Origin of the sequence: Zeimonas sediminis (assembly GCF_023721795.1) — a bacterium.
Taxonomy (GTDB): Bacteria; Pseudomonadota; Gammaproteobacteria; order Burkholderiales; family Burkholderiaceae_E; genus Zeimonas; species Zeimonas sediminis.
The window spans coordinates 2361133-2386789 of record NZ_JAMQYE010000001.1 but is presented as its reverse complement, the minus strand read 5'-3'; the positions used below and the strand labels follow the sequence as shown (position 1 = coordinate 2386789).

At 64.7% G+C, this 25657-nt stretch carries 26 protein-coding genes; 15 read left to right on the top strand and 11 right to left on the bottom strand.

The features are described from left to right. Positions 1-15: 15 nt before the first annotated feature. Together M6I34_RS11290 and M6I34_RS11285 are read right to left on the bottom strand one after the other, a co-directional pair. Positions 16-306 carry an XRE family transcriptional regulator gene (locus tag M6I34_RS11290; protein ID WP_272485781.1) on the bottom strand — a complete coding sequence of 97 codons (291 nt, stop codon included), beginning with the start codon at positions 304-306 and terminating at the stop codon, positions 16-18. Then, positions 303-674: a type II toxin-antitoxin system RelE/ParE family toxin gene (locus M6I34_RS11285; RefSeq protein ID WP_272485780.1), complete on the bottom strand. Its 372-nt coding sequence runs from the start codon at positions 672-674 to the stop codon at positions 303-305. The genes M6I34_RS11290 and M6I34_RS11285 overlap by 4 nt, the downstream gene beginning before the upstream one ends. Before the next feature lie 289 nt (positions 675-963). Between M6I34_RS11285 and M6I34_RS11280 the strand changes: the two genes are divergently transcribed. Continuing rightward, complete coding sequence (locus tag M6I34_RS11280; protein ID WP_272485779.1) at positions 964-1281, top strand: HigA family addiction module antitoxin; 318 nt, start codon at positions 964-966, stop codon at positions 1279-1281. Between the two features lie 60 nt (positions 1282-1341). Here the strand turns inward: M6I34_RS11280 and M6I34_RS11275 are convergent, their stop codons facing one another. Beyond that, positions 1342-2052, bottom strand: a complete 711-nt coding sequence (locus M6I34_RS11275; RefSeq protein ID WP_272485778.1) for an HAD family hydrolase — start codon at positions 2050-2052, stop codon at positions 1342-1344. Positions 2053-2184: 132 nt separating this feature from the next. Between M6I34_RS11275 and M6I34_RS11270 the strand changes: the two genes are divergently transcribed. After that, positions 2185-2430: a FitA-like ribbon-helix-helix domain-containing protein gene (locus M6I34_RS11270; protein ID WP_272485777.1), complete on the top strand. Its 246-nt coding sequence runs from the start codon at positions 2185-2187 to the stop codon at positions 2428-2430. Positions 2431-2564: 134 nt separating this feature from the next. Here M6I34_RS11270 and M6I34_RS11265 read toward each other — a convergent pair whose 3' ends face one another. After that, complete coding sequence (locus M6I34_RS11265; RefSeq protein ID WP_272486661.1) at positions 2565-2900, bottom strand: helix-turn-helix domain-containing protein; 336 nt, start codon at positions 2898-2900, stop codon at positions 2565-2567. 161 nt (positions 2901-3061) lie between these two features. Between M6I34_RS11265 and M6I34_RS11260 the strand changes: the two genes are divergently transcribed. From M6I34_RS11260 to M6I34_RS11250, 3 genes are all read left to right on the top strand, one after another. After that, positions 3062-4621, top strand: a complete 1560-nt coding sequence (locus M6I34_RS11260) for a DUF2779 domain-containing protein (RefSeq protein WP_272485776.1) — start codon at positions 3062-3064, stop codon at positions 4619-4621. A 489-nt stretch (positions 4622-5110) separates the two neighbouring features. After that, complete coding sequence (locus M6I34_RS11255) at positions 5111-6607, top strand: ParB N-terminal domain-containing protein (protein WP_272485775.1); 1497 nt, start codon at positions 5111-5113, stop codon at positions 6605-6607. Positions 6608-6811: 204 nt separating this feature from the next. Next, a complete protein-coding gene (locus tag M6I34_RS11250; protein WP_272485774.1) occupies positions 6812-7525 on the top strand; it encodes an HNH endonuclease in 714 nt (237 codons plus the stop codon). 223 nt (positions 7526-7748) lie between these two features. On the opposite strand, the gene M6I34_RS11245 is transcribed toward M6I34_RS11250, so the two are convergent. From M6I34_RS11245 to M6I34_RS11215, 7 genes are all read right to left on the bottom strand, one after another. Next, on the bottom strand, positions 7749-8846 hold the full coding sequence (locus M6I34_RS11245; protein ID WP_272485773.1) for a 6-carboxytetrahydropterin synthase: 1098 nt from the start codon (positions 8844-8846) through the stop codon (positions 7749-7751). Beyond that, positions 8843-9550 (bottom strand): 7-cyano-7-deazaguanine synthase QueC, encoded by a 708-nt coding sequence (gene queC, locus M6I34_RS11240; protein ID WP_272485772.1) that lies wholly within the window; start codon positions 9548-9550, stop codon positions 8843-8845. Before queC ends, M6I34_RS11245 begins: the two co-directional genes overlap by 4 nt. A gap of 6 nt (positions 9551-9556) precedes the next feature. Further along, on the bottom strand, positions 9557-10630 hold the full coding sequence (gene dbpB / locus M6I34_RS11235; RefSeq protein WP_272485771.1) for a DGQHR domain-containing protein DpdB: 1074 nt from the start codon (positions 10628-10630) through the stop codon (positions 9557-9559). Further along, the gene (gene dpdA / locus M6I34_RS11230) at positions 10627-11919 is read right to left on the bottom strand and encodes a tRNA-guanine transglycosylase DpdA (RefSeq protein ID WP_272485770.1); all 1293 of its coding nucleotides are present in this window, start codon (positions 11917-11919) and stop codon (positions 10627-10629) included. The genes dbpB (M6I34_RS11235) and dpdA overlap by 4 nt, the downstream gene beginning before the upstream one ends. Continuing rightward, positions 11916-13058, bottom strand: a complete 1143-nt coding sequence (gene dbpB, locus M6I34_RS11225) for a DGQHR domain-containing protein DpdB (protein ID WP_272485769.1) — start codon at positions 13056-13058, stop codon at positions 11916-11918. The genes dpdA and dbpB (M6I34_RS11225) overlap by 4 nt, the downstream gene beginning before the upstream one ends. Before the next feature lie 4 nt (positions 13059-13062). Beyond that, complete coding sequence (locus M6I34_RS11220; protein WP_272485768.1) at positions 13063-14001, bottom strand: hypothetical protein; 939 nt, start codon at positions 13999-14001, stop codon at positions 13063-13065. 344 nt (positions 14002-14345) lie between these two features. Continuing rightward, positions 14346-14969 (bottom strand): methionine adenosyltransferase domain-containing protein, encoded by a 624-nt coding sequence (locus M6I34_RS11215; RefSeq protein ID WP_272485767.1) that lies wholly within the window; start codon positions 14967-14969, stop codon positions 14346-14348. Positions 14970-15299: 330 nt separating this feature from the next. Between M6I34_RS11215 and M6I34_RS11210 the strand changes: the two genes are divergently transcribed. The 10 genes from M6I34_RS11210 to M6I34_RS11165 all read left to right on the top strand — a co-directional run bounded on the left by M6I34_RS11210 (position 15300) and on the right by M6I34_RS11165 (position 25636). After that, the gene (locus tag M6I34_RS11210; RefSeq protein ID WP_272485766.1) at positions 15300-16091 is read left to right on the top strand and encodes an ABC transporter ATP-binding protein; all 792 of its coding nucleotides are present in this window, start codon (positions 15300-15302) and stop codon (positions 16089-16091) included. Continuing rightward, a complete protein-coding gene (locus M6I34_RS11205; protein ID WP_272485765.1) occupies positions 16088-16861 on the top strand; it encodes an ABC transporter ATP-binding protein in 774 nt (257 codons plus the stop codon). The genes M6I34_RS11210 and M6I34_RS11205 overlap by 4 nt, the downstream gene beginning before the upstream one ends. Then, entirely contained in the window at positions 16858-18750 is a 1893-nt protein-coding gene (locus M6I34_RS11200) for an AMP-dependent synthetase/ligase (protein WP_272485764.1), read from the top strand. The genes M6I34_RS11205 and M6I34_RS11200 overlap by 4 nt, the downstream gene beginning before the upstream one ends. A gap of 2 nt (positions 18751-18752) precedes the next feature. Continuing rightward, entirely contained in the window at positions 18753-19625 is an 873-nt protein-coding gene (locus tag M6I34_RS11195) for a branched-chain amino acid ABC transporter permease (RefSeq protein ID WP_272485763.1), read from the top strand. After that, positions 19625-20671: a branched-chain amino acid ABC transporter permease gene (locus M6I34_RS11190; protein ID WP_272485762.1), complete on the top strand. Its 1047-nt coding sequence runs from the start codon at positions 19625-19627 to the stop codon at positions 20669-20671. The genes M6I34_RS11195 and M6I34_RS11190 overlap by 1 nt, the downstream gene beginning before the upstream one ends. Positions 20672-20735: 64 nt before the next feature. Next, positions 20736-21917, top strand: coding sequence for an ABC transporter substrate-binding protein (locus M6I34_RS11185; protein WP_272485761.1), 1182 nt, complete (start codon positions 20736-20738; stop codon positions 21915-21917). Further along, positions 21914-22780, top strand: a complete 867-nt coding sequence (locus tag M6I34_RS11180; protein ID WP_272485760.1) for an enoyl-CoA hydratase/isomerase family protein — start codon at positions 21914-21916, stop codon at positions 22778-22780. Before M6I34_RS11185 ends, M6I34_RS11180 begins: the two co-directional genes overlap by 4 nt. 32 nt (positions 22781-22812) lie before the next feature. Further along, positions 22813-24057: a thiolase family protein gene (locus tag M6I34_RS11175; RefSeq protein ID WP_272485759.1), complete on the top strand. Its 1245-nt coding sequence runs from the start codon at positions 22813-22815 to the stop codon at positions 24055-24057. After that, positions 24054-24830, top strand: a complete 777-nt coding sequence (locus M6I34_RS11170; RefSeq protein WP_272485758.1) for an SDR family oxidoreductase — start codon at positions 24054-24056, stop codon at positions 24828-24830. Before M6I34_RS11175 ends, M6I34_RS11170 begins: the two co-directional genes overlap by 4 nt. Beyond that, positions 24788-25636 (top strand): TetR/AcrR family transcriptional regulator, encoded by an 849-nt coding sequence (locus M6I34_RS11165; protein ID WP_272485757.1) that lies wholly within the window; start codon positions 24788-24790, stop codon positions 25634-25636. Before M6I34_RS11170 ends, M6I34_RS11165 begins: the two co-directional genes overlap by 43 nt. Positions 25637-25657 lie beyond the last annotated feature (21 nt).

The window sequence follows — 25657 nt, the reverse complement described above, 5'->3', positions numbered from 1 at the left end:
ATAACGTACGTATCATCAAGCCTTGACCAGCGAGATCCGCAGGCGCTTTCCCACCGCCCCCGCTGCCCGCACGAGCGTCTGCAGCGTCGTGGACGGATTGTCCGGGTCGAGCAGCCGGTCCAGCTGCGCGCGAGTGGTCCGCATGCGCCGGGCCATCTCGGTCTTGGTGAGGCCGGCCTTCTTCATGCTTTCCTCGACCTGGAAGGCGAGGACGCGCTTCACAGCGATCGCCTGCACCTCGTCGTAGCTTCCGTCTTCCTGCAGGAAGTCGTCGAACGTGGAGCCAAGGTGAGGGTTGCGTTTCATGAGGCGCTCCGGAGCTTCTTCAACCTGTTTCGGGCCAGGTCCAGGTCAGGCTTCGGCGTCTTGCGATCCTTCTTGATAAAGCCATGGAGAAGGATCATTTCGCCTCCGACCTGAGCGAACAGCACGCGGGCGATCCGGTGTGCAAGTTGCGTACGGACCTCCCATATCTGGCCGTCGAGGTGCCCCACGAGCGGCATGCCGATGGGCCAGCCCAGTTGGACCGTGCGAATGTCCGCGCCGATTTGCCGTCGCTCTTCCTGGGGGAGCGACTTCAGCCAGTCCCGCACGGGCTCTCGACCGGACGTCCCGCGGTAGAACCGCGCGACGAGAGTCGACGGCGGGCTCGACGACGGATCGAAGTGTATCATTATTGATATGTATCAGGCCAGGGAGCTTGCGTGCCAAGGCGTTGCCGGGCCCTGCATGCACGCGCGGCGAGCCCGCGTCGGAATAAGTCTGTCTAGCCAACGGGTTTGCGGCTATTGGCTAGAAGGCCGAGTCCGTTCGGCCGAGGGTCTCGGCAAGTGCGCCGGGATGGAACTCGGCCGGGCAGGCGCATCCCCGTGCATGTTGTAAAGTGACAAGCGACGCTTTACATTCTGGGTTCGGTGTCAACCCGCTGCGGAAACCTGCCGCGATCCGGATCGGCTAGTGCAGATGAAGAACCCCTCTCACCCCGGCCGAATCGTCCGCCAGGAGTGCCTGGAGGCGTTCGGGTTGACGGTGGCCGAAGCGGCCGGCGCCCTCGGTGTCACGCGGCAGGCGCTCAACAACGTGGTCAGCGGCAAGTCGGGGATCACCCCGGAGATGGCGGTTCGCCTGTCCAAGGCGGTCGGCAACGATCCCGACTTCTGGCTTAGGCTGCAACGGCAGTACGACGTGGCCCAGGTCCTGAAGGAGGCCAGGCGCATCGAGGTGGTTCCGTTCAGGAAGCTGGCGCGGGAGAAGGCGCGCGAGGCGGCCCGGGCTGCCTGACGTCGCTGCCCGGCGGGTCCCTTCGGATTGCCGTTTCGGAGGCAGCCGAGCTCCGGCCCCTCACCCCGCGAGCATCGCGTCGATCGCGCGCAGGTCTTCGAACGCCGGCCCCACCTCGGGCCCCAGCCCCTCGGCCGGGTGCCGATGGACGAACTGCGGCCGGCGCACCCAGGCTGCCTGCAGCCCGGCCCGGCGCGCGCCGAGCACGTCGAGATGCGGGTCGTCGCCGATGTGCAGCACCTCTTCCGGCGCGGCGCCGGCCAGCCGGCAGGCCTCGTGGAACATCCGCGGATCGGGCTTGGCGCAGCCCACCTCGTGAGCGCTCACTGCGGCGGAAAAATAAGAGCCGAGCCCCACTGCGCGAACGTCGGCATTGCCGTTGCTGACCGCCACCAGCCGGAATCGCGCCGACCAGCGGGCCAGCACCGGCAGCACGTCTTCGAAGAACTCGACCCGCTGGCGAGCCGCCAGGAAGATCGCGAAGGCCTCGTCGGCCAGGCCCGGATCGTCGCCCGCGTCGGCCATCGCCAGGCGCAGGCCCTCGCGGCGCAGGAAGCTCATGTCGTGCGCGTGCTGCGGATGCTCGGCCAACAGTCGCTTGCGAATCACGGCCCGGGTCTCGGCGCCGTAGCCGGCCGCGGTGCGCGGCGCGCGGTCTCGCAGCCAGTCGGCCAGCACCTGCTCGGCCGCGACCAGCGTGGGGCCGACCGGCCAGAGCGTGTCGTCGAGGTCGAGGGTGATCGCGCGGGGGCGCCAGCGTGCGGGGGTCATGCCGGGATTCTACGGGCGAGGCTCGGCGCGGCAGAGCGGGGCAGAGAGGCAGGCTGGGGGCAAAGAATCGGCCCGAAGTTTGACGGGCATGCGCAACCGAACCATATTGCCGCACTTGCACGGGAGCTTCCCATGCCCACGACCCTGACCCTCGAGAACATCCCCGACGAGGTGTACCAGCGCCTGAAGGCCTCCTCGAAATTGCATAGGCGCAGCCTGAGCAGCGAAGCGATCGCGTGCCTGGAGACCGTGCTGCTGCCTCGGCGGATCGACCCTGGCGAAAGACTGGCCCGTGCCCGCGCCTTGCGGGCCGCACTGCAAAGGACCCGGTTCGAGGCGCCGGACGTCGACGCTACTAAGCGAGAGGGGCGCCCGTGATCCGCAGCAACCTGGCCGTGCGCATGCGCCTGGGCGTGAAGCTCGTGACGATGGACAGCAAGTTGCTCAAGGCCTTCCCGCAGCACGCGGTGTCGCTAACCGCGGCCTGAAACCGGATCCTGGCCCGCCCCCAGTCAGCCCCTCGCTACCGTGAGCCGCCCCGTCCCCTCGCGCGCCGGCCTCACGGAGATTTCCACGTCGTAACCGAGCCGCGTCAGGCAATCCATCAGCTTGCGCTCGGACAGGTTCGTGAAGTCGCCGTTCGTCAGCGCGGAGACCCGGGGCTGGGGGATGCCCATGCGCCTGGCGGCCGCGTCTTGCGTGAGGCCGAGCCGGCGGATCGCCAGGGTGATCTCGATGGCCAGGTCCGCCTTGATCCGGAACCTCTCGGCATTGGGGATGCCCATGTCCGCGTAGATGTTGTCCGAGCTCCACAAGACCTCGGTTCCGCCGATCACTTCCCTTCTCATCCTGCTCATGTTCGTGCGTCCCGCGCGATTTCCTCTGCCAGGCTCGAGTGCTGGCGAACGTGGGTCACCAGCTTATATCGGTTATGAGATGACCCCAACAGGCTCACCCCCTGAGCCCCACCCGCCGCATACTCCCCCCTGACCCGGCCACCCCCTCGCGCATGCCCCGCCTCTCCAAATCCCGCCTGCAAGACCTGCAGCAGTGCCCCAAACGCCTGTGGCTGCAGGTCCGCCACCCCGAGCTGCGCGAAGACTCGGCCGTCACCCAGCTGGTATTCGCCGCCGGCCACCGGGTGGGCGAGGTCGCGCGCACGCTGGCGCCCGGCGGCACGCTGATCGACCCGCGCGTGCCCGGCACCGACCGGCCCGACCTGGCCGAGGCGCTGCGCCTCACCCGCGAGCTGCTCGCCGCCGCGCCGCGCCGCCCGCTCTACGAGGCCACCTTCGAGCGCGACGGCGTGCTGGTGCGCGCCGACCTGCTGCTGCCCGCGCCCGGCGGCTGGCGGCTCGCCGAGGTCAAGTCGACCAGCTCGGTGCGCGACTACCACCTGGCCGACGTGGCGATCCAGCGCTGGGTGCTGCAGGGGCAGCTGAAGGACGACTCCTGGGCGGCCGGCCCCCTGGCGCCGCTGGCAGGCGTGGAGCAGTGGCACGTGGACACCAGCTGGATCTGGCCCGGCGGCTCCGACTACGCGGGCCTGTTCGCGCGCGAGGACCTCACCGCCGCCACCGAGCCGCTGCTCGACCAGGTGCCGCGCTGGGTGCGCGAGGCCGAACGCATCCTGCAGGGCGACGAGCCCGCCATCGCGATGGGCGAGCAGTGCCGCTCGCCCTTCGACTGCCCGTTCCAGGCGCACTGCGCGCGTCTAGCGGGCCCGCAGCCCGAGTACCCGGTCACGCTGCTGCCCAATACCAAGGGCAAGAAGCTGGCCGCCCAGCTGCTGGCCGAAGGCTTTGATGACCTGCGCAGCGTACCGCCCGGGCGCATCGAAGACCCCGAGCTGGCCATGATCGCCCGCGTCACCCGCGAAGGCGCGCCGCTGCTCGAGCCGCAGGCCGCCGAGAAGCTCGCCGGGCTGGGCTGGCCGCGCGCCTACCTGGACTTCGAAACGATCGGCTTCGCCGTGCCCCAGTGGCCCGGTACCCGGCCCTACCAGCAGCTGCCGTTCCAGTGGTCGTGCCAGATCGAGGAAGGGCCGCCGGGAGAAGGGTCATCAGAAGAAGGGCCGTCGGACGAAGGCCAGGTGCGCGAAGCCGCCTTCCTGGACCTGAGCGGCGCCGACCCGCGCCGCGCCTGCGCCGAAGCGCTCGCGCGCGAGCTGCCGGCCGCAGGCCCGGTCATCGTCTACAACGCCGGCTTCGAGCGCAGCGTGCTGCGCGCGCTCGCCGGCGAGTTCCCCGACCTGGCAAGGCCGCTCAACCGGATCGCCCGGCGCCTGGTGGACCTGCTGCCGCTGGTGCGCGCGCACTACTACCACCCCGACATGTGCGGCTCGCGCTCGATCAAGGCGGTGCTGCCCACGATCCCCGGCGGGGTCGACTACGGCCTGCTCGACGAAGTGCAGCACGGCGCGGCTGCGCAGGCGGCGTACCTGGAGGCGATCGCCCCGGAGACCGGCGAGGCGAGGCGGGCGGAGCTGGAGGGGGCGCTGAGGAGGTACTGCGCGATGGATACGTGGGCGATGGTGGTGTTGGCCAGGTTCCTCGCATCCGACAGGTGACGCGACCAGTCGCGCCAAGAACGCGCCCACGGGTCTGTCTGTGTGAGCGCACGGAGGATCTGATTTGCCACCTCGTGCGCCAAATCAAGAATGGTCCCAAGCGAGGGCCTGGTCCCCTCTCTTGGCTAAGCCCCATGTCCACCTTGACGGCCATTGCGAATATCCCGCCTACTTCTGACTAGATCGGAAGGTTGCGCAATCGCGTTGCTCGGTGGGTTAGAGGAGCCCGTGTGGTTCCCTTACATCTGAGTGCTCGAGGCCACAGGGTTCCGTTTTCGCGTTAGAAGCAAAGGAGCTTTCGAAGCCAGAGGTCACAAGTGCTCGACAACTATTTTCCGCAACTGGTTTTGCCCGGTTACAAGGTGACGGTGAACCCGGTTTCCTTTAAAAGAACATCTGCAGTCGTAACTGCATTCACATTCAATTTAGGGCGCCGCGTTCTACGCTGGCTTTGAATCTCAACCCAGTCCAACTATCGAGACTCCTACAATGAAACTGGTTTACTCAGTCTTCGCCTTTCGCCAGCAGGCCAAGTCACCGATTCAGGTTGCATTCGTTGCAAACGCGGGTGACGTCTTGACATGGGCCGGAATCCCTCGAAAGTCCGACGAGTTGCTCACTGGTTATCAGCGATTTAAGGACGACGACCGCATCAATCGCTCGATCGTACCGTTCTTCCAGAACCCGGCTAACTGCAGTCCCACCGCAGTCATCATTGCGCTCCGTGCGGACACCGGCATTGGAAGATGTGTCCTCGCAAACACCGAGATGCCCGTTGGCGAAGTCGTCGAGACCCAATTAGAGATCGAGATGGACGAAGACGCCATGAAAACTGACGCGATCTTCGAGCAAGCCCTTTCTTATATTGAACAACGTTTGGGCGCAGACGCTGAACAATCGGAAGAGGAGGTTTCGGAAGACGATGACCAAGATCTTGACGAGATTGAAGACGAGGAAGAAAACGGCGGCGCCACAGACATCTCCGTTCATCTCGGCACCGAAACGCTTGCCAAGATGCGAGATCTCCTAAGGGATAAAGAGAACTGGGTCAATCCGGCCTTTCGAGACGCGATCGCGGACTACGTAAAACCGGCAATGGTGATCGATGGCCAACACAGGATTTCCGCGGGAGCAAAATTTGGACCGAAAGGATTGCCGTTTATGGTCTGCGGTCTTTACGACGCGACATGGTCGGAGCAGGTTTTCCAGTTCACCGTGGTAAACATCAAGCCTAAGAAGATTCCTCCCTCGCTGATAACTTCAATTGCCGCGCTGAGTCTGTCGAAGGTTGAGCAATCACAGTTGCGGGGTAGGTTAAATCAGGCTGGCGTCAAGATGACCGAAGTGGAAATCATGAGTATGGTTGCTTATGATGACCAGAGCCCATTCAGCAACTTTATTGACATGGGTGTCGGAGAAAAATCCGCAAAAAGCGATCTCCTGGGGTATGCCGCCATTAAGCGCGTAGCGAAGGTGTGGTACACGGCCCAGCGCAACTCCTTCGTTCAAATTGCGAAGAGCCTGTTCTCCACCGAAAATGCAAATAAAGCCCGAAGCGAGTGGCGTTCCAGTAAAATTTGGTTTGACTTTTTCTGCTTATTTTGGGGAATTGTCCGGGATCATTATCCAAACAGTTACTGGAAGAAATACGAGGGGAACAGATTCTTCATTGGTGCCAGTCTGTGGGCTCTGCAGGAAGCGCTTCTCATAGAGGCCGACGGGCAAATGAAGTCGCACTGGAAAGTTGCTCCAGAGGCGTCGATGGAGGAGAGGGTGGAATCGCTCAGGGTGGCATTTGAGGACGTGGTCCGCACGAACTTGGCGTATGTCCCGGTCGACATGTGGAGCGTGCCCTGGGAGAAGGTTAGTCTTGATACTAATCAGGGTAGAGATGAATTGCGCAAGCTGCTATCTAAACTCATCAATGACGGGAAGATAGAAGGGCGCGTTGCGAAAAATTGGAAGGCCGATTCTTGGTTCAAGTGAGAAGAAAAAGAAATGTCGAGCGAGATCTTAAATTCCCTCGTGTCCCAGGTGCTCAGAAGTGACACTTATTTCTTGGAGGGCGTAAGGGGCAGATCAGATTCGTGGCCGACTCTTTTCGCTGCCTTGGTGGATTGGGCGCGAACCTTGGGGAAACCCTTGGAAAGTCTCACTGCCGGTCTAGAACCGGCAATTCGGCACTCTATATTGTTTACGCTGATTCCGGAGAAGGCGTTGCACGCGCCTGCAAACGTGAGTTACGACGCCCTTATCGACGAGCATCTGGGAGAATTGGGTATTCAGATCTCGAGCGAAAGCAAAGCGGAACTTCGTAATCTGATCATTAATATCGCCAAACTTCGGGGTCTGACAGCAACTGCCGCGAGGGCGCAGGTGGCGAAGATCGGTACGCTTAAGTCGGACTACCCGTTGTACACAAAGGTTATGGGAAGGCAAGGTGGGCGTTGTATTTGGTGCGGGGCGCTCTTTAGTGATCCCAACGTTGAAGAGAGCTTGGAGCATATGTTGCCCAAGCACATCGGTGATGACCCACCGGAGGCGAAGAACTGGGCGATTGCCTGTTTGTCGTGCAATGCGGGCAAGCGCGATCTCCTTTCGTGGGCTACATCCCAGTTTGCGTTCGATTTCTTTGAGCGAAATGATTTTCAGGCGGTCGGGCAGATCGGGCTAACCCATCGGTGGATCGTTCTGTGCCGCGATGGCAAGTGTGATGGATGCGGCGTTTCGCCGAGTTACGCTGAGCTTTTTGTCTATAAGCGAGTGCGGACGGGCTTGAGTATTCCGGCGAATTGCTCGACGATGTGTCAGGCTTGTATAAGGGAAAGAATGGTGGCACCTTTGTCGGTGGACTGGAGTCCGAGGGAAAAAGGGCGGCAGGTGCCAGGTCGAGAAGGGGGTTAGCAGAGATGATCGAGAACGGAGGTAGCGACTCTTGTTGGCTTTGACACTGGTGTGCAGGTGTCAAGTACCCGTATGTTGGCAGCAGTGGAGGTCGAGGTAGGTGGTGGCGTGACTCCCCGCATGATTCTCATTCGGGTCGGCTAGAAGGTCGCTGTGGCTACAACTCCAGGTAGTCGAGGTAAGTGATGTGTTATTTCCTCGCGAAATCAGCCTTTAGTGTTGGTCAGACCGGCATTGTCGGACCGTCGAGGTTATCTGCTATGAGGCAACCGGTGCCGGGGGTTTCGTGAAGATCGACGCGGGAGAGGTGAGGAAGTTTTGGTCGGGCCTGATCCAAAATCCATCGTGCCACGCTGGCCGCGTTCCCGTCAGCCAATCCCGGGAGCCCATTGAGCATCTGGTGGTCGATAGACTTGAAGATTGGGTCGAAGATGGTCTTGACGTCACCGAAGTCGACGGTCCAACCGAGGATCTCGTTCAGTGGTGCGTCAAGGTGGAGTCGAAGCGTATAAGTGTGACCGTGCGTACGGTTACGATCTGAGCCTTCCGGGGCGCGCTCGCAACGCACGGCGCTATCGAGTGTGAATTCCTTCCAGATGCGGTAGTTCTCGCCGTCGAAGTGCGCACCACAAGATGCCGTCTCAAAAACGGTCACCCAAGATAGCTCGGGCAGTGCGGGCTTCAGTTGCCGCCAGATCCACCCGGCCAGGTTCTCGCTAGTTGGGTTTTCGAGGCCCTCGATTTCATTTAGGCACTGGTAGTTAAGTTGCGCGTGCAACGGTGCCCACACGGAATCAAGGTGGTCGTAGTCAGTGCTTAATGGACGAGTTCCAAGGTCTTGGTTTGCGTGGATGATCGCCTCAAAACCGTGGCCATGCATTCGGCCGCACTTGTGCCCTAGCGGTACGTTCGGAAGTCGGTGTGCTGCTTGAAATCGGAATCGCCGCCACACGTGGGCCTGTCCCTCCCGATTCAGATCCACTCCCTGCATTGTCGTACTCTGGATCGCGACACGATCGATACCCGGAATCCTCAACTGTTCACGGAGGAATCGCGCGATGTTCTCATCGGTAGGTTGCGGCATCACACGATTGAGATACGCATAGTTCAGCTGAGACACGCACTCGTCGAGACGGGCGCTAAGTGCGTCGACTTCGCCGCCTGGATAAGCGGCAAAGCCTTCTGGCAGTTCAGCGAACACAGTGGCCTGAAAGCTATGGCCGTGCAGTGAGCGACACCGATGTCCTTCGGGTAATACGTCCACTTGGCGCGCCGCCTCAAACCCCGCCGTCGCCTGGGTCACAATAACCGGTTGGTTCATTTGGCTCCCTCCTCGCGGGCGAATGCCTCATAGCCTCTGAGACGCAATTCGCAGGCCGCGCAAGTCCCGCAGCCATAGCCCCAGTCATGCCAAGTCTCGTGATCGCCCAGGTAGCAGGTGTGCGTCTTCTCTCGTATGAGGGCAACTAGCGCGTCTCCGCCAAGTTGTTGGGCGAGTGTCCACGTGCGGGCCTTGTCGATCCACATAAGCGGGGTCTCAACGACAAGGCGAGAGTTCAAACCAAGATTCAGTGTTACCTGAAGAGCTTTGAGCGTGTCGTCGCGGCAGTCCGGATAGCCCGAATAGTCAGTCTCGCACATCCCGCCCACGAGGATCTTGTGGCCGCGACGGTAGGCAATCGCGGCGGCCAGAGTGAAGAACAAGAGATTGCGGCCTGGAACAAACGTATTCGGAAGCCCTGATTCGTCGAACTCAATCTGCTTCTCGGCGGTGAGTGCTGTGTCGCTAATTCGGCTAAGAAGTCCTAGATCCAGAAGGTGGTCATCGCCAAGTCTCCCGCCCCATGCAGGGAAGTGACTCCGCAGTTCGCTTCGAAAGATCTCTCGGCACTCCATTTCAACCCTGTGCCGTTGACCATAGTCGAAGCCCACCGTCTCGACGAAGTCATAACGGTCCAACGCCCATGCAAGGCACGTGGCGGAATCCTGACCGCCGGAGAACAAGACGAGTGCGGAAGTGCTCATGACTATTCAAGCGTTGGCGGCCCGACGCAGTTTGCGAAGCTGCCGCTTTGTGGCTGACACGAGATGACGCGTAAGGAGGTCGATGTCGGAGGGAGTGTTCTGAATGTCGTTCCAGACAAACTCGCAGTCGTCCATCTTCCAAGTGCCAGAGGTCCAAGCCGTAAAGGGTTTGAGCAATTCGAGCCCGGGCACGAAGCCATCTTTGGTGGTCGCCCCCTGGGAGGAGTGGAGCAGATCCATCACAAAGCCCATGGCGACGATCCCCGCTCCATGACGAAGACGCGAAACGCGTGGACTCATGCCGACCCACTGGCCGCCAAATACCGTGGCTACAGCTTCGAAGAACTCGTTGATTAGGGAGACGGCACGATCTTCACGATCTTCGTATTGGATGAACTCGCGGATAGCGCCGTGCGCGGCCGAGTTCATCACGAGTTTCTGCATGGCCGTGTCACTGATGACACCGGATGGATTGGTGTGTTGACGAATCTCGCCGCGCAGTGCCCGGCCGCCGGTGAAATTGAGTCGCTCTACCACCCTGGCCGCAAAGCGGCGCGACGTGTACCGCTGCGGCAGGCCCTCAACAGTTGGCAGTAGCTCGTAAATCAGGGTCTTGGGGAGCGGCCGAGTGCTGTTGATGAGTACGAACTGCTGGCGAAGCTCGTCGTAGTTCTTGCACACGACGGCAGATACGAACACCTGGAAATCTGGCTTGTCCAGCCCAGAAAGCGCAGTTAGGCGTTGCTGTCCGTCGACGACAAATCCTGGAGGGGTCTTGCGGGCGTCAATTGACACTTCCAGCCGCCCGTCGCCGACGTCCCTGACTGTCACCCCCTCGATAAAGGCCACAATCACAGCGTTGGGCAGAAGCGCATCTGCGCGGCTCAGATAGTCTCGGATATCGCGGATATGCGATGCGATCTGATGCCGCTGAAATCCCTTGAGTTGCCCATCGTCCGAGCGTCCAACGCGTTCGATCTGCGCGAATTCCAGTACCTCTTTGGGGTTCGCAGCGAAGACGAAGACGTCATGCTCCGCAGCCTGGCGTGCTCGGATTGCAGAGTATTGATAGACGCTCACGCGGAATGCTCCAGGGTTCTCTTCAGGTGTCGGTGATAAACGCCAAGGTTGTGGAATCCACGTCGCTTGTTCCGGTTGCTGGAACGAAAGATGATGACTTCCACGCCCACGGCCTCGCAGATTGCGCAATCGCACCGTTTCCACGGGCGGGCCTCGAGTGTGCGCTGCACGCGCTCGCGGATCTTGGACAACGCCTTGGCGTGAGCGCTCTCGTCGCCCCCTTCACCCAAGACTAGGAACTGGTGATAGTCCATTACGGCATCCACGGTCCCCTGGATACTGCCCCGCTCTTGATCGAAGTCGCGTAACGCTTTAAGGGCGACCCGTTCTCGCTTGGCAAGGTCTTCAGCGCTGAACGAACCGCGCTTGACGCCCTGCATCAGTCGGCTGTTCTCGAGAGCCTGTGGGATGCGGATTGCAGTGTAGTAGTCCAAACCGCCTTCGCCGTTCTCGATGTAGTAATTGGCCTTGTCGTCCTTAAAGGCACGGATAAGCGGCGAGGTCGAGTCGAAACTGGTAATGCCGTAGCGGACGAACTGATGAATATGATCAGCCTTCGCAAAGCCGAGCAGGTGAAGCCTTGGCTCCGGGCCGATCTTGTTCCTGATGGCCTCCAGCACCGTTTTGATAACGTCTACTTTCAGTGGAACGAGTCCGCCGATTGCCAAGTAGCCGTATCCCATCTTGACGAGTTTGTCGGCAGCGTCGGCCATGCTCTGCGGCGACCAACCCTGAACGGCACCCATTGGCTCGAAGAAGTCACCCTCCTGGTGGACGAGTTTGATGAACTCTTGGGCGTTCTCCAGCGTGATCTCAAATCGCCGCTGAGCCTCGGGCATAGCGCTCGCTGGCGGATTCTCCAAGTCGCACTCAAAGATGATGTGGTCAGGCGAGACCCCGTGTGTGAACTCGGCGTCCAGGTAGAACTCGACCACTTCCTCTGGCGAGTAGGCGGGTTGGGGGTGCTCCGCGTACGCGAATGCACCGCAATCCCCCATCAGCATCAGATCCTTGAACTTCGGCCCATCGAAGCGCAGGTACTTTCGGGCGCCGATGCGCAGCATTCGCTGCTCTTCGGCTGTCGAGTAGCGCACTTTCGACGAAGCGACGCCCTCGGCTTGGCGCACTGCGCTCATAGCCACAAGGAGGCCGTCGTAGGGTGCCTCGCGCATGAGTTCATGCGCGTAGGCGTCGTTCCAGTACCGTTCACGCTTTGGGTTCGGGCGGTCGTTAAGGAAGTCGTACTTTGGGTCGACGTAATCCTGGGTGTCGGAATAGAGGAACTTCAACGCGCGGCCCCTGCTGCCGAGTAGGCCTGGACCAGTGCATTCTGCAGACGTCGAATATCGCGCGGCGTACTCTGGATTTCGTTCCACGCCAGCCCGAGGCTATCCCAGACACCCTTTGTCCAGCGGCAGTAGGGCGCGACCCTACGCAATTCGCTCTCGACGGCTTTAACGTCGGCGCTGGGCTGAAGCCGTGCGTAGATGCGGTCCATTAGCACGCCCATTCCTTCGATGCCCGCGGAGTGCATCAGGCGGCTATGGCGCGGGTCACGGCCCCACGCGTCCGGAAACACAACTTTTACCGCCGACCAGAAAGTCACCAATAGGGCGTACATGCTTTCGACATCGACGCCATCGCGCCCGTTCGAGCTAAGGCGGAAGGTGGCCAAGGCGCCCAGTGGATTGTTCATGCTGTTCTTGATGACGTTTATAACCGCCGTGTCGGTGACGACAGAATTGCGGTCGCGAGAGTCATCGGACGGGCGCTTGATGAGCCCGAAGAATGGCGATGCAGGGTCTCTGTTGAGAAGGCCGCACAATTCCGCAGGCACTCGCCGAACACTGAGTTCCCGTGGGAGAAGCACTGACCGCGTCTCGGGCAGCAACTCGTTAATGAGACGCGTGGGTAGAGGCTTCGCTTTGTTAACGAGGATGAACTGCTCGCGTTGGACTTCCAGGCTGTCGGAAACGAACCCAACGACGGGAACGGAGATGTCTTTCCGTTCTGTCTGTGCGAGGGCGAGCGAGCGTTGCTGACCGTCAACGATCCAAGCTACGCGCCGCCCCTCTTCATAGATCGGGATGGTCAAGGTGCCGCTCTGGGCGATGCCTTCGTCACCGGACGGACGGGTGCCGCGGGACGCGGCGAAATGAACCTCGGGCGAAAGGGCAAGGATAATGGCGTTCGGAAACAGCACGCTGCCTTGATTGAGATACTCCACGATGCTGCGCACATGAGTGCGGATCTCCGGTCGCTGAAAGCCTTTCAGTCCTTCTTGTTCGTCTCGTCCGATACGCGAAATGTCGGCCACGCGAATGATGTCCGAGCCGCGAATGAAGAATGCGTAGACGTCTAGACCCGGGCCCTGCCTTGTCCGCAGAGCGCGAATGACAATTTCCCTTCCCTTCTTTGAAGTTGCCATGTTGTCACCCTGAGGCAGCAGAGCTCTCAACGAGTTCCTGTTGGACGCGGCGCCGCAAGGCAGCGAAGCGCCCCTGCTCGCACGCGACTTTGTGGTCGTCTCGGAGATGGCGTAATAGTCGTGCGCTGTTCCCGCCGAACGTCGGCCAACCGCTGCGGATTAGGCCGCAAATCTCCTCGTCGTTCAGTCGTGCTCGCTGCGGGAGAACTCGGTGTTCGCATCTAGCCAAGGCGAGCAGCACCTCTCGGGTAGCCACGTCTGCTGGTAGCCTGTGAGCTTCAAGGCGCTCGGTGAAGTGACGGAGGGCACGTTGAGGAAAGTCCGACCGAGTTCCCGCAAGGCCAGGAATCGACTCCAGTCGGTCGTCATAAGGCATCACTGGTAAAGCGGGGAGAGTGGCTAACTCCCTACGACCAGCTTCGGATGTAAGTACACGAAGCCGAGAGATCTCGCCGGGCTGCATTTCCTGCAGTTCCCCCTTGACGAGTCGAAGATAGTCCGTAGGCAGTGCCAGGAGAACGACTGCTCCCGAGGCGCGCTGAAGCAACCAGCGCAATCCGCGGCCGTCAGTTAGGGTGTTCCACCACTCGCCGACGGATGCGCCGTGACGGGCCAACACCGGCGTCAAGCCGGAGGTGGCGCCAGCGGCGGAAAGGTCGTAGCCCGGCACCATCTCATCTTCTTCGACCAGTCCGAGGCCGGCGGACACGACGAAGAGCGAACATCGCAATTGTTGAGCAACGCACTTCGCCTCGCTGATCGAGCGGCCGACATAGAGCTCCTTCGCAGGCAAGCGCACGGGTTGTGAACGCAGCGCCGAACGCCATTCCTCGACGATCTCGGAGAGCGCGGCGGCCGATGGCTTCGGGTCGAAGCGGACCAGCGGAGCACCGGCCCGCTTGCGCGCGGTGCAGTTTGTGACCACGACATAGTCACCGGACATCGCAGCAGTTTCACAAGCAGAGTAATCGATTCCGATTAGTGTAACTGATGCGCTTCTGACTTGGCCAATAACTGCGGGACGAAGTCTGAACAAACGGATTAGTAACTACAGGCTAGGCGCTTCAGAGGCCTACCGATGGGTGCCCTGGCCACATGCGACGATCGCAGCCGCCCAGAGGGCGGTACCCACGTGGTCCCGCGAGCATCAGGCGGGCGGCGCGACGACGTCTCTTGATCTCCAGTCGGGCCCTCATGCGGCGTGCCGTCGGCCTCGATCACTGGTGGTGACCGCGTTGAAATGCTCCCATCGTCCCCTTTCTGCCAGTGGCCCGTTGAGCTCGGCAATCAACCTTCGCGCGACACCGAAGTCATAGTGGCGGCTCCCGATAGCGTCCACATCTCTGCCGACCCTATTGCCCGGCCATCCACCCAAACCCCCACCCCGGCCGGCCCCGCCCCACCCGGCTCGTACCTCCACTCCACCCGCGCCTCCCTCCTCGCCCGCCTTACCGCCACCAGCGCCAGCTCCCGCGCCAGCATCCCCCCGGCCCGGCCCACCTTGCTGAAGTCCTTGCCCGACCAGGCGCCGCCGCCGATCGGCACCGTGGGGCCGTAGGCGTCCATCACCAGCTTCTTGCCGGTGGTGCCGTTGTCGCCGTTCGGGCCGCCGGCCACGAACATGCCGGCGCCGTTCAGCACCAGCGCGGGCATGTTCTTGCCGGCGCAGGCGCGGGCCACCGCCTCTTCGGCGATCCTGCGCAGCAGCAACCAGTCGGAGCCTTCGTGGTTGTGCAGCGAGATCGACACGCGCTCGGGCTGCCGGCCGTGGCCGTCGGTGCGCACCTGCGCCAGCACCTTGCCGTCGGGGCCGAACTGGCCGGCGCCTTTCTCCAGCCGCAGGCGGAACAGCTCGCGGCCGATCCGGTTGGCCAGCCAGTGGGCGGGCGGTAGGTGGTTGGTGTCGGCCATCGTGTTGGCGTAGCCGATGCAGATCGCCTGGTCGTCGGAGAGGTGGCGGTGCTCGCGCTCGCAGAGGCCCAGCGCGATTGGGCTCTCCCTCGAGCCCGAGACGTCGAGGTAGACGGGTACCCCGTCCGCCGGCGCGCGGCCGCGTGATTTGCGCGACGGAGATTGACAAACTCGGGGTTGTGATACCTATAATGAGGACGCCTCATCAGTGGCTGGTGCCGGTCGCGTGCTTTTGGCAATCGGGCGGGTGGCAGCCGGATGGAGCAGGGGCGGTAGAGAAGTGAGGTCCATTCACCTTCAGGATGAACGAGACTCACCACAGGAGACAAGGTGCTGGAGATACGCAACCTGCAGGTGTTCTACGACGGTGTCGTCGAAGCTGTGCGCGACGTATCCCTGTCGGTGCCGCAGGGCCGCATCGTGGCCCTGCTCGGAAGCAACGGCGCCGGCAAGTCCACGGTTCTCAAGACGCTCTCCGGCGTGCTCTTCCCAGAGAAGGGGCGGGCGACCGGCGGCACGCTGAGCTTCGACGGCCAGGACATCCTGCACTGCGCGCCGCACGAGGTGGTCCGGCGCGGGCTGGTGCACGTGCCCGAGGGCCGGCGGCTCTTCGACACGCTCACCGTCGAGGAGAACCTGATGGTGGGCGGCGCCACGCGGCCCGCGGCCGAGGCCCGGCGTGAGCTCGATCGTGTCCTCGAGTTGTTTCCGCAGATCGTTCCGCATTGCAGGCGCGTCGCCGGGTATCTCTCCGGCGGCCAGCAGCAGATGGTGGCGATCGGCCGCGCGCTGATGGCCTCGCCCAGGCTGTTGCTGCTCGACGAGCCTTCGCTGGGTCTGGCGCCGCAGATCATCGACACGATCTTCGACTCGATCCGCCGCCTGCGCGACGATTCCGGGCTCACGGTGCTTCTGGTCGAGCAGAACGCGGCGCTGGCCCTTGGGCTGGCTGACTACGGCTACATCATGGATCGCGGCCGCATCGCGCTCGACGGCACGCCCGACCGCCTGCTCGCCAATGCCGACGTGCAGGAGTTCTACCTCGGCGTGGGCAGCGGCGGCACGCGCCGGCGCATGCAGGAGGTCAAGCACTACAAGCGCCGCAAGCGCTGGCTGTCATGAGCGCGCTGCTCGAAGTACGCGGTGTCGGCAAGCGCTTCGGCGGGGTCGAGGCGCTCGCCGACATCTCGCTGCAGGTCGCGCAGGGTGAGATCTGCTCGGTCATCGGCCCCAACGGCGCAGGCAAGACGACCCTGTTCAACCTGGTGTCCTGCCTGCTCGAGCCGAGCTCCGGCGAGATCGTCCTCGACGGCCGCAGCCTGACGGGCCTGCGCGCCCACCACCTGCCCGCGCTCGGTGTCGCTCGTACCTTCCAGAACCTGGCCGTGTTCAAGCACGGCACGGTGATCGAGAACATCCTCACCGGCATGCACGGCCGCATCCGCACCGGGGTCCTCTCCGCGGCCTTCTTCGCGCCCTGGACTCGCCGAGAGGAGATCAGCGCTCGCGAGGAGGCGGAGGAGATCGTCGAGTTCCTCGAGATCGAGGCGATCCGCGAGCTGCCGGTGGGCGCGCTGTCCTATGGCCTGCAGAAGCGGGTCGAGCTCGGCCGCGCGCTGGCCATGCGGCCCCGGCTGCTGCTGCTCGACGAGATGGTCTCGGGCATGAACCAGGAGGAAACCGAGGACATCGCGCGCTTCATCCTCGACATCCGCGAGCAGCGTGGCATCACGGTGATGATGATCGAGCACGAGATGGGCATCGTCATGGACATCTCGGATCACGTCTGCGTGCTGAACTTCGGCCGCAAGATCGCCGACGGCTCGCCCGCCGAAGTGGCCAGCGACGAGCAGGTGGTGGCCGCCTATCTGGGCAAGGCGGTGACTGCATGATCGGCCGGCGAGAGATCCTGCGGGGTTCGCTCGCGCCCTCGGTGCGCGACGGCACGGCCACGCTTCCGGGTCTGCTGCAGGCCCGGGCCAGCGCCGAGCCCGGGCGGCTCGCCCTGCGGGTCAAGCTGCGCGGGATCTGGCGGCGCTACACCTGGGCCGACTACCTGGAGAACGTGCGCCGCTTCGCGCTGTTCCTGAAGGCGCGCGGCTTCCAGGCGGGCGACCGCCTGGCGATCGTCGGCGACGGCTGCCCGGAGTGGTTCTTCGCCGACCTGGCCGCGCAGAGCCTGGGCGGCGTCACCGTGGGCATCTATCCGACCAACCCCTGGCCCGAGCTGCAGTACATCGTCCGGCACAGCAAGTCCCGCTTCGTCGTCTGCGGCGACCAGGAGCAGGCGGACAAGGTTCTCACCGCGCTGGCCGAGGAGGGCGGTCTGCCGGATGTCGAGTGCGTGGTGACGATCGACTGCAAGGGCATGCAGCACTACGACGATCCGATCCTGACGAGCTTCGAGCAGGCGGTCGAGGAGGGCAGCCGGCTCGACGACGACAGCGGCCGGGCCGGCTTCGACCAGGCAGTGGCTTCGCTGGTGCCCGCCCAGGACGCGATCATCGTCTACACCTCGGGCACCACCGGCATGCCCAAGGGGGCGCGGATTCCGCACCGCGCGGTGATCACCGCCGCGCGCGTGCTCGGAGAGGTCTACGAATTCGAGGGGCGCGAGCTTTCCGCGCTCTGCTACCTGCCCCTTTGCCACGTTGCCGAGCGGCTGTTCTCCACCGTGGTCCAGCTCGCCTGGAACGGCGTGGTCAACTTCGCCGAGTCGATCGATACGGTCGCTCACGACCTGCGCGAGATCGCGCCGAGCTACTTCCTCGGCGTGCCGAGGATCTGGGAGAAGATCGAGCACGACGTAAGGATTCGCTCGTCGGAGTCGCATCCGGTGGCGCGCTTCGTCTTCGACCGCGCCCTGCGCACCGCGCTGCCGATCGCCCGCCGGGCGCTCGACGGCGACGGACGGCCGCAGTCGCTGAGCGACCGGATCACGATGCGCGTGTTGAAGTTCGCGGTGTTCGGCAACCTGCTTTCCTCGCTGGGCCTCGATCGGATGTTCCTCGCCGCGGCGGGCGGCGCGCCGATGCCGGACCAGGTCACCGTGTTCCTGCGGGCCATCGGGCTCACCGTGCACCAGGTCTACGGCATGACCGAGACCAGCGGCCTGGTGAACGTGCAGCGCTTCGACCGGGTGCGCCTCGGCTGGGCGGGTCCGCCCGTGCCCGGCATCGAGCAGCGCGTCGCCGACGACGGCGAGCTGCTGGTGCGCGGCGACATGGTCTTCAACGGCTACCTGTTCGACGAGGCCGCCACCGCGGCGGCGATCGAGGACGGCTGGCTGCACACCGGCGACATCGCCGAGCAGGACCCGGCCACCGGCGAGATCCGGATCGTCGACCGCAAGAAGTCGGTGATCATCACCAGCGGCGGCAAGAACATCACGCCCTCGCTGATCGAGAACGCGCTGAAGGAGAGCCCGTACATCGAGGAGGCGATCCTGCTGGGCGACGGCCGGCATTTCCTCGCCGCGCTGATCCAGATCGACTTCGACACCGTGGGCAAGTGGGCCCAGGAGCGGGGCATCCCGTACACGAACTACCAGCATCTCTCGTCGCTCGACGAGGTGCGGGAGCTGGTCGATGCGCACGTGCAGTACGTCAACGGCCGCTTCGCCCGCGTGGAGAACGTGCGCAAGTTCGTGATCCTGCGCAAGCAGCTCGACCACGACGACGGCGAGGTGACCGCAACGATGAAGGTGCGGCGGGCGGTGATCGAGCGCAAGTTCGCCGGCGAGATCGCCCAGATCTACGGCCCGGCCGTGGCGGAGGCCTGAGCATGGAGTACTTCGTCAACCTCGTGGCGTCGGGGCTGGTGGCGGGCTCGGTCTACGCGATGATCGCGATGGGCTTCGCGATGATCTATCGCGCCACCGGCATGCTCAACTTCGCGCAGGGCGAGCTGATGATGCTGGTGGCCTACATCGCGTTCGGCCTCGCGTCGACCTTCGGCGCGAACCTGCCCGTGCTGCTCGCCGGCGTGTTCGTGGCGGCCATCCTGCTGGGCCTGCTGATCGAGCGGGTCTTCATCCGGCCGATGATGGGCGAGCCGATGTTCTCCCGCGTGATGGTCACGATCGCACTCGCGGTCGTGATCCGCGGCGTGACGATCCTGATCTGGGGCCAGGAGCCCTACGCGATGCCGCGGCTGCTCGGCACCGAGCTGATTCGCATCGGGCCGGTGTCCTTCTACCCGGCGCAGGTCTGGACCCTGGTCATGGTCGCCGTGCTGTGCGTGGTCACCTGGGTCTTCTTCAATCGCACCCGCTTCGGCGTCGTCATGCGGGCGACCGCCAACAGCGAGAGCACCGCGCTGCTGATGGGCGTGAACGTGCGGCTGGTCTCCGCCGTGGCCTGGGCGGTGTCGGCGTGCTTCGCGGCCGCCGCGGGGCTCGCCTTCGCCTTCATGTTCAGCGTGGAGCCCGACATGTCCAGCATGGGGCTGCGCGCGTTCCCGGCGGCGATCCTCGGCGGCCTGGACTCGGTGCTGGGCGGCGCGCTCGGCGGCCTGGTGATCGGGGTGGTCGAGAACCTGGCGGGCGGCTACCTGGGGCGCGGCCTCAAGGAGATCGCCGGCTTCCTGCTGATCGTCGTCGTGCTGATGGTGCGGCCCTACGGCCTGTTCGGCCAGCGACATATCGAGCGAGTCTGATGCGAAGCGGCGACTTCAAGGAGAGCTACGGGCAGCTGGTGGTCCTGGCCCGGAACCCGGTCGGCTGGGTCTACGCCGCCGGCGCGGTGCTGGCCCTGTCGCTGCTGCCGGTGTTCGCGGGCGGCTACGTGATCAACCTGGCCACGATGGCCGGCATCGCGGCGATCGGCGTGCTGGGGCTGAACCTGCTGTGCGGCGTGGCAGGCCAGCTCTCGCTCGGCCATGCCGGCTTCCTCGCGCTCGGCGGGTACGCCCAGGCGATCCTGGTGACCGACTACGGCGTTCCGGGCTGGATCGCCCTGCCGCTGAGCGGTGCGATCGCGGCGGCCGCGAGCCTGGTCGTGGGCATTCCGTCACTGCGGTTGCGCGGGCTCTACCTGGCGCTGACGACGCTCGCCTTCGCGTACATCGTTCGTCACCTGATCCTGATCTCCGAGGACATCACCCGCGGGTCCAGCGGCATGCCGGTGCCGTCGCTCGCGGTGGCCGGGCTGCGCCTCGACCAGCAGGCGCACTTCTACCTGCTGGTGCTGGCGCTGCTGGTGGCCTTCACGCTGTGCACGCTGAACCTGATGCGTAGCAAGGTCGGGCGCGCCTGGAAGGCTATCCGCGACCACGACATCGCCGCCTCGGCGATGGGCATCAGCCTGACCCGCTACAAGCTGCTGGCCTTCATGGTCAGCGCCTTCTACGCCGGGGTGGCCGGCGCGCTGATGGCGCTGCACATCCGCTACGTGAACGTCGACAACTTCAGCCTGCTGCTGAGCGTCGAGGCCCTGGCGATGATCATCGTGGGCGGGCTCGGCCGCACGCACGGCGCGATCATGGGCGCTGTCTTTCTGTCGCTGCTGCACGAAGTCATCCGGATCGCCTTCGGCTACGGCGGCTCCGCGCTGCAGGCGCTGCTGACCGACCGGATCTACGAGATCAAGGAAATCCTGTACGGCGTGGTGATCCTGCTGTTCCTGCGGCTCGAGCCCGAGGGCCTGGCCGGGATCTGGCGAAAGACCAAGCGGTTCTGGGTGAAATGGCCCTTGTCCCAATGACCCGGCCCGGTCGCGCGAGGCGCGATCGAGGGCAAGGGTCGACAACTATCGGAGGTGACACGAGATGAAGCGCAAGACATTCAAGGTGGCGGGCGCGGCGCTGGCTGCGCTGATCGCGGGAGCGGCGGCGGCGCAGGATGTCGGGGTCACCGACAGCGAGATCCTGATCGGCGAGGTGCTGATGCTGTCCGGGCCGGCGGCCTTCATCGGCAAGTCGGCGGCGGCAGGCTCGAAGCTCGCCGCGGCCGAGATCAACGCCGCGGGCGGCATCAACGGCCGCAAGCTGAAGGTGCTGTACGAGGACGACGGCTACGTGCCGGCACGCTCGGTCTCGGCGATGCGCAAGCTGGTCGACGTCGACAAGGTGTTCGCGGTGACCGGCACCACCGGCGGCTCGGGCGTCACCGCGGTGCTGCCGGTGCTCGACGATGCCAAGGTGCCGACCATCGTGCACGTGGCGCCCAACCCCACTGTGCTGAACCCGCGCCGGCCGAGCATCTTCATGATCGGCCCCGACTACGACCTGGCGGCCTACCAGTCGATCCGCCACGCGGTCGAGAAGATGGGCAAGAAGGGCGCGAAGTTCGGGCTCATCTACCAGAACGACGACTACGGCAAGAGCGTGCTGAAGGGCTACCAGCAGGCGATGAAGGATTTCGGCCTGAACAGCGTGGCCGAGCTGCCCTACCAGCGCGGCGCCAAGGACTTCTCGGCCGAGGCTCTGCGGTTCAAGAGCGCGGGGGTGGAGGTGCTCTACCTGGGCACCGTGATCGCCGAGGCCGGCGGCATCCTGTCCGAGTCGCGCAGGTTGAACGCCGAGATGACGGTGCTCGGGAACTGGGCGGCCGGACTGCCGGCGACGATACGGCTGACCGCGCCCTCGGGCTACGACTATCTGTTCAACGACTACTACGCCGCGCTGACCGATCCGGCGGGCCAGAAGTTCGTCGAGAGCGCGAAGAACCACCTCTCGGCCGACGAAGTCGCGTCGCTCAGCCGCTACGCGGTCAGCGGCTATGTCGCGATGAAGGTGATGGGCGAGGCGATCTCGCGCTGCGGCAAGGCCGTCACCCGGCCCTGCGTGATTGCCGAGCTGGGCAAGTTGAAGGACTTCTCCACCGGGGGCCTGAGCGGTCCGATCTCGCTGGACAACCCGGCCGGCCACGCGGTGCCCGCGCTGAAGCTGTTCCAGGTCGACACGAAGACGAGCTCGGTCAAGGCGCTGACCGACTTCGCCACGAAATGAGCGAGGCTCCTGAGGTGGCGGCCCTCGCGGATGCTGAAACGGGGCCCGCAGTCGACTACTCGGTGGTTGACCGCGTCGCCTGGCTCAGGCTGAGCCGCCCGTCCACGCTGAACGCGCTGAGCCGGCAGATGCTCGACGAGCTGGCGGACCGGCTCGAGGCGGCGAGGGCCGATGACGCGGTCAGGGTCGTCGTGCTGACCGGTTCCGGGCGCGCGTTCAGCGCGGGCGGCGACATCAAGGCGCTGTCCGGCGAGCTGAACGGCGACCCGAATGGCGAGCTTGGTGACGAGGCCACGAGCCGCGGCGACGCCGCCGACGGGGACTACCTCGATCGCGTCTTCCGGACCTTCGGCATCCTCCGCGGTATGCCCAAGCCGGTGATCGCGAGCGTGAACGGCGTGGCGGTGGGCGGCGGACTGGAGATGATCCTGTGCTGCGATCTTGTCGTCGCGGCAAAAGGCGTGCGGATCGGTGACGGCCACTCGAACTTCGGAATCTTCCCGGGCGGCGGTTCGTCGGTGGGGCTTCCCAGGCGAATCCCGCTGAACTTGGCCAAGCAGCTGCTCTTCACGGGCCAGCTGCTCGGCGTCGAGGAGTGGAAGGCGCTCGGTGTAGTCAACGAGATCATCGCGCCGGACGCGCTCCACGGGCGAACGCAGTCGCTCGCAAACGAGCTCGCGCAGCGCAGCCCGCTGCTGCTCGCGCGCATGAAGCGGGTGGCAAACGAGGCGAACGACAAGTCCTTCGACGACGCGCTGAGGCACGAGATGCTCGAGCTGCGCAATCACATGAGGTCCTACGACATGCGGGAAGGCACGGCGGCCTTCGTCGAGAAGCGGCAACCCAGGTTCATTGGGCGCTGAGGCATCGGGCGCCGAGACAAGGAAAAGAGCGGATGGAACCCGTCTACATCGTCGGCGTCGGCATGACGCCCTTCACGCGGCACCTCGACAAGAGCGTCAAGGACCTCGCGGCGCTCGCGGTCGGCGATGCGCTGCGCGATGCCGGCTGCGATGCCCGCAAGGTCCAGGCCGCGTTCTACGGCAACTGCGCCCAGGGGCTGATCGACGGGCAGCACCTGGTCAAGGCGCAGGTGGCCCTGCTGCCGCTGGGGCTCCAGGGCATCCCGATGTTCAACGTCGAGAACGCCTGCGCCACGGCGAGCACTGCGCTTCACCTCGCGATCGCCTACCTGCGCTCGGGCGCCTGCGACGTTGCGCTGGCGGTCGGCACTGACAAGATGTTCGTGCAGGACAAGGCTACGCGCTTCGCGATCTTCGATGCCGCCTGGGACGTCGACACGCCCGAGCAGAACCACCGGCGAATCCTGGCGATGGGCGAGGGGGTCGAGGCGCCGCCGGGGTCCACCTCGCCGGCGCAGTACAGCCCCTTCATGGATGTCTATGCATCCTTCGCGCGGCAGTACATCCGGCGTTTCGGCATCACGCAGCGGCAGCTGGCGGCGATCGCCTCGAAGAACCGGCGGCATGCGGTGCACAACGAACGCGCGCAGTTCCGGCAGGAGATGAGCATCGACGAGGTGCTGGCGGCGCCGCCGATCGTGTACCCGCTGACGCTGCCGATGTGCTCGCCGATCTCGGACGGCGGCGCGGCCGCGGTGCTGTGCACGGGGCGGGCGCTGGACCGCCTGGGGCTCGACCGCAGCCGCGCGATCCGCGTGCTGGCGAGCGTGGTCCGGTCGGCCTCGGCGCGCGACCCCGAGGACTTGGCGCAGCACCTGACCCGGCTTGCGGCCAATGACGCCTACGAGGCTGCCGGTGTCGGCCCGGAGGACATCGATCTGGCCGAGGTCCACGACGCGACCGCGATGGGTGAGCTGATGCAGTCCGAGGACCTCGGTCTGTGCGCGCTCGGCGAAGGCGGCCGGCTGGCCGAAAGCGGCGCCACGGCCATCGGGGGCCGGATCCCGATCAATCCGTCGGGCGGCCTCGAGTCAAAGGGTCATCCGATCGGTGCGACCGGCCTGGGACAGGTCTTCGAGATCGTCTCGCAGCTGCGGGGCGAGTGCGGGCTGCGGCAAGTGCAATCCGCCCGGCTCGCGGTCCAGGAGAACGGCGGCGGCATCTGGGGCGTGGAGGAGTCGGTCGCGCACATCGGCATCTACGGGCGAGACCGATGAATCTCGCGGGCAAGGTGGTGGTGCTGTCGGGGGGCGCCTCGGGCCTGGGGCGTGGCACAGCGCGCTACATGGTCCGGGAGAAGGGCGCGCGCGTCGTGGTGCTCGACAGGAACGCGGCCGGCGGTCGCGAGCTCGTCGACGAACTGGGCGATGGCTCATGCCGCTTCCACGAGACCGACGTGACCGACGAAGCGGCGGTCGCGGCCGCGATCGACGCGGGGGCCGCGGCCTTCGGCGCGATCCACGCCTGCCTGAACTTCGCCGGCGTGGTCTCGCCGATGCGCATCCTCGACAAGGAAGGCCGGGCCTCGAACGGCGCGCGCTTTCGCGCCACGGTGCTGGTCAACCTGGTGGGCAGCTTCAACGTGATGGCACACTGCGTCGAGTGGATGGCCCGGAACGAGCCCGATGCCGACAACGAGCGAGGCGTCGTTGTGAACGTCGCGTCCGGCGCCGCCTTCGATGGGCAGGTGGGGCAGTCTGCCTATGCGTCGAGCAAGGCCGGCGTGGTGGGGCTGGCATTGCCCGCCGCCAGGGAACTGGCCGAACTCGGCATCCGGGTCAATACAATCGCGCCTGGCGCATTCGAGACCCCGATGATCAAGAGCCTTCCCGACAGCGTGCTGAGCCGGATCGCTTCGGACTTCCAGTTCCCGAAGCGCTTCGGCACGCCCGACGAGATCGCGGGCCTGTGCGCCTTCCTTTGCGAGAGCGGCTACATGAACGGCGAATGCGTGCGCCTGGACGGCGCCTTTCGTCTTCCGCCGCGCTGACCGACATGGCAAGCGGCGCGCAACGAAACGGCGAGGCAAGCAACGGCGCGGATCGCGCGCCGGGTGGGGCGGGCGGATCGGCCGGGCCGGGCGGGCCGGCCGCGGCCCCGGTCCGGCGGCGCCTGCCGAAGGCCGAGCGCTACGAGGCGATCCTCGCCGCAGCGCAGCAGACCTTCGCGAGCGTCGGCTACGAGGCGGCGACGATCGCCGAGGTGGCCGAGCGTGTGGGCGTCGTCGAGGGCAACATCTATCGGTACTTCCGGTCCAAGCGCGAGCTGCTGACGCGCGTGGTCTCGGACTGGTACGAGAAGACGATCGCCGAACTCGAGCGCGAGTGCGCGGCGATCGGCTCGGTGCGCAGCCGGCTGCGCTTCCTGATCTCGTCGCACCTGCGGGCGCTGCGCGACGACCCCGGCCTGATGCGGCTGATCATCCGCGAACTGCGGACCGACGACCAGGAGTACCAGGCGGTCATCGGCGACCTGAACCGGCGCTACTCGGCATTCCTGCGCAGGACGATCGAGGAAGGGGTCGCCAAGGGCGAGCTCAGGCGGGACACGCCGGTCCGGCTGGTCCGCGACATGATCTTCGGGTGCATCGAGCACCATGCCTGGCGCTACCTGTCGGGGGAAGGGGAGCTCGACGTCGAGACGCTGGCCGACCAGATTCTCGCCGTGGTGCTCGGCGGCGTGGGTGTCCGGGCGGACGAGGGCGAGGACGAGCGACTGCGCCGCTTCGACGCCGCGCTGGGCAGGCTGGAGCGGGTGGTCGAGCCGGCGGTGCCAGGAAAGCGCCGGAAGGCCTGAGAGCAGGCCGCCATGTGGCAG

Bases quoted from the DNA above. Each gene is read 5' to 3' on its own strand.
- M6I34_RS11290 (WP_272485781.1), bottom strand. From the start codon at position 306: ATGAAACGCAACCCTCACCTTGGCTCCACGTTCGACGACTTCCTGCAG.
- M6I34_RS11285 (WP_272485780.1), bottom strand. From the start codon at position 674: ATGATACACTTCGATCCGTCGTCGAGCCCGCCGTCGACTCTCGTCGCG.
- M6I34_RS11280 (WP_272485779.1), top strand. From the start codon at position 964: ATGAAGAACCCCTCTCACCCCGGCCGAATCGTCCGCCAGGAGTGCCTG.
- M6I34_RS11275 (WP_272485778.1), bottom strand. From the start codon at position 2,052: ATGACCCCCGCACGCTGGCGCCCCCGCGCGATCACCCTCGACCTCGAC.
- M6I34_RS11270 (WP_272485777.1), top strand. From the start codon at position 2,185: ATGCCCACGACCCTGACCCTCGAGAACATCCCCGACGAGGTGTACCAG.
- M6I34_RS11265 (WP_272486661.1), bottom strand. From the start codon at position 2,900: ATGAGAAGGGAAGTGATCGGCGGAACCGAGGTCTTGTGGAGCTCGGAC.
- M6I34_RS11260 (WP_272485776.1), top strand. From the start codon at position 3,062: ATGCCCCGCCTCTCCAAATCCCGCCTGCAAGACCTGCAGCAGTGCCCC.
- M6I34_RS11255 (WP_272485775.1), top strand. From the start codon at position 5,111: ATGAAACTGGTTTACTCAGTCTTCGCCTTTCGCCAGCAGGCCAAGTCA.
- M6I34_RS11245 (WP_272485773.1), bottom strand. From the start codon at position 8,846: ATGAACCAACCGGTTATTGTGACCCAGGCGACGGCGGGGTTTGAGGCG.
- queC (WP_272485772.1), bottom strand. From the start codon at position 9,550: ATGAGCACTTCCGCACTCGTCTTGTTCTCCGGCGGTCAGGATTCCGCC.
- dbpB (WP_272485769.1), bottom strand. From the start codon at position 13,058: ATGGCAACTTCAAAGAAGGGAAGGGAAATTGTCATTCGCGCTCTGCGG.
- M6I34_RS11220 (WP_272485768.1), bottom strand. From the start codon at position 14,001: ATGTCCGGTGACTATGTCGTGGTCACAAACTGCACCGCGCGCAAGCGG.
- M6I34_RS11215 (WP_272485767.1), bottom strand. From the start codon at position 14,969: ATGGCCGACACCAACCACCTACCGCCCGCCCACTGGCTGGCCAACCGG.
- M6I34_RS11205 (WP_272485765.1), top strand. From the start codon at position 16,088: ATGAGCGCGCTGCTCGAAGTACGCGGTGTCGGCAAGCGCTTCGGCGGG.
- M6I34_RS11200 (WP_272485764.1), top strand. From the start codon at position 16,858: ATGATCGGCCGGCGAGAGATCCTGCGGGGTTCGCTCGCGCCCTCGGTG.
- M6I34_RS11195 (WP_272485763.1), top strand. From the start codon at position 18,753: ATGGAGTACTTCGTCAACCTCGTGGCGTCGGGGCTGGTGGCGGGCTCG.
- M6I34_RS11190 (WP_272485762.1), top strand. From the start codon at position 19,625: ATGCGAAGCGGCGACTTCAAGGAGAGCTACGGGCAGCTGGTGGTCCTG.
- M6I34_RS11185 (WP_272485761.1), top strand. From the start codon at position 20,736: ATGAAGCGCAAGACATTCAAGGTGGCGGGCGCGGCGCTGGCTGCGCTG.
- M6I34_RS11180 (WP_272485760.1), top strand. From the start codon at position 21,914: ATGAGCGAGGCTCCTGAGGTGGCGGCCCTCGCGGATGCTGAAACGGGG.
- M6I34_RS11175 (WP_272485759.1), top strand. From the start codon at position 22,813: ATGGAACCCGTCTACATCGTCGGCGTCGGCATGACGCCCTTCACGCGG.
- M6I34_RS11170 (WP_272485758.1), top strand. From the start codon at position 24,054: ATGAATCTCGCGGGCAAGGTGGTGGTGCTGTCGGGGGGCGCCTCGGGC.
- M6I34_RS11165 (WP_272485757.1), top strand. From the start codon at position 24,788: ATGCGTGCGCCTGGACGGCGCCTTTCGTCTTCCGCCGCGCTGACCGAC.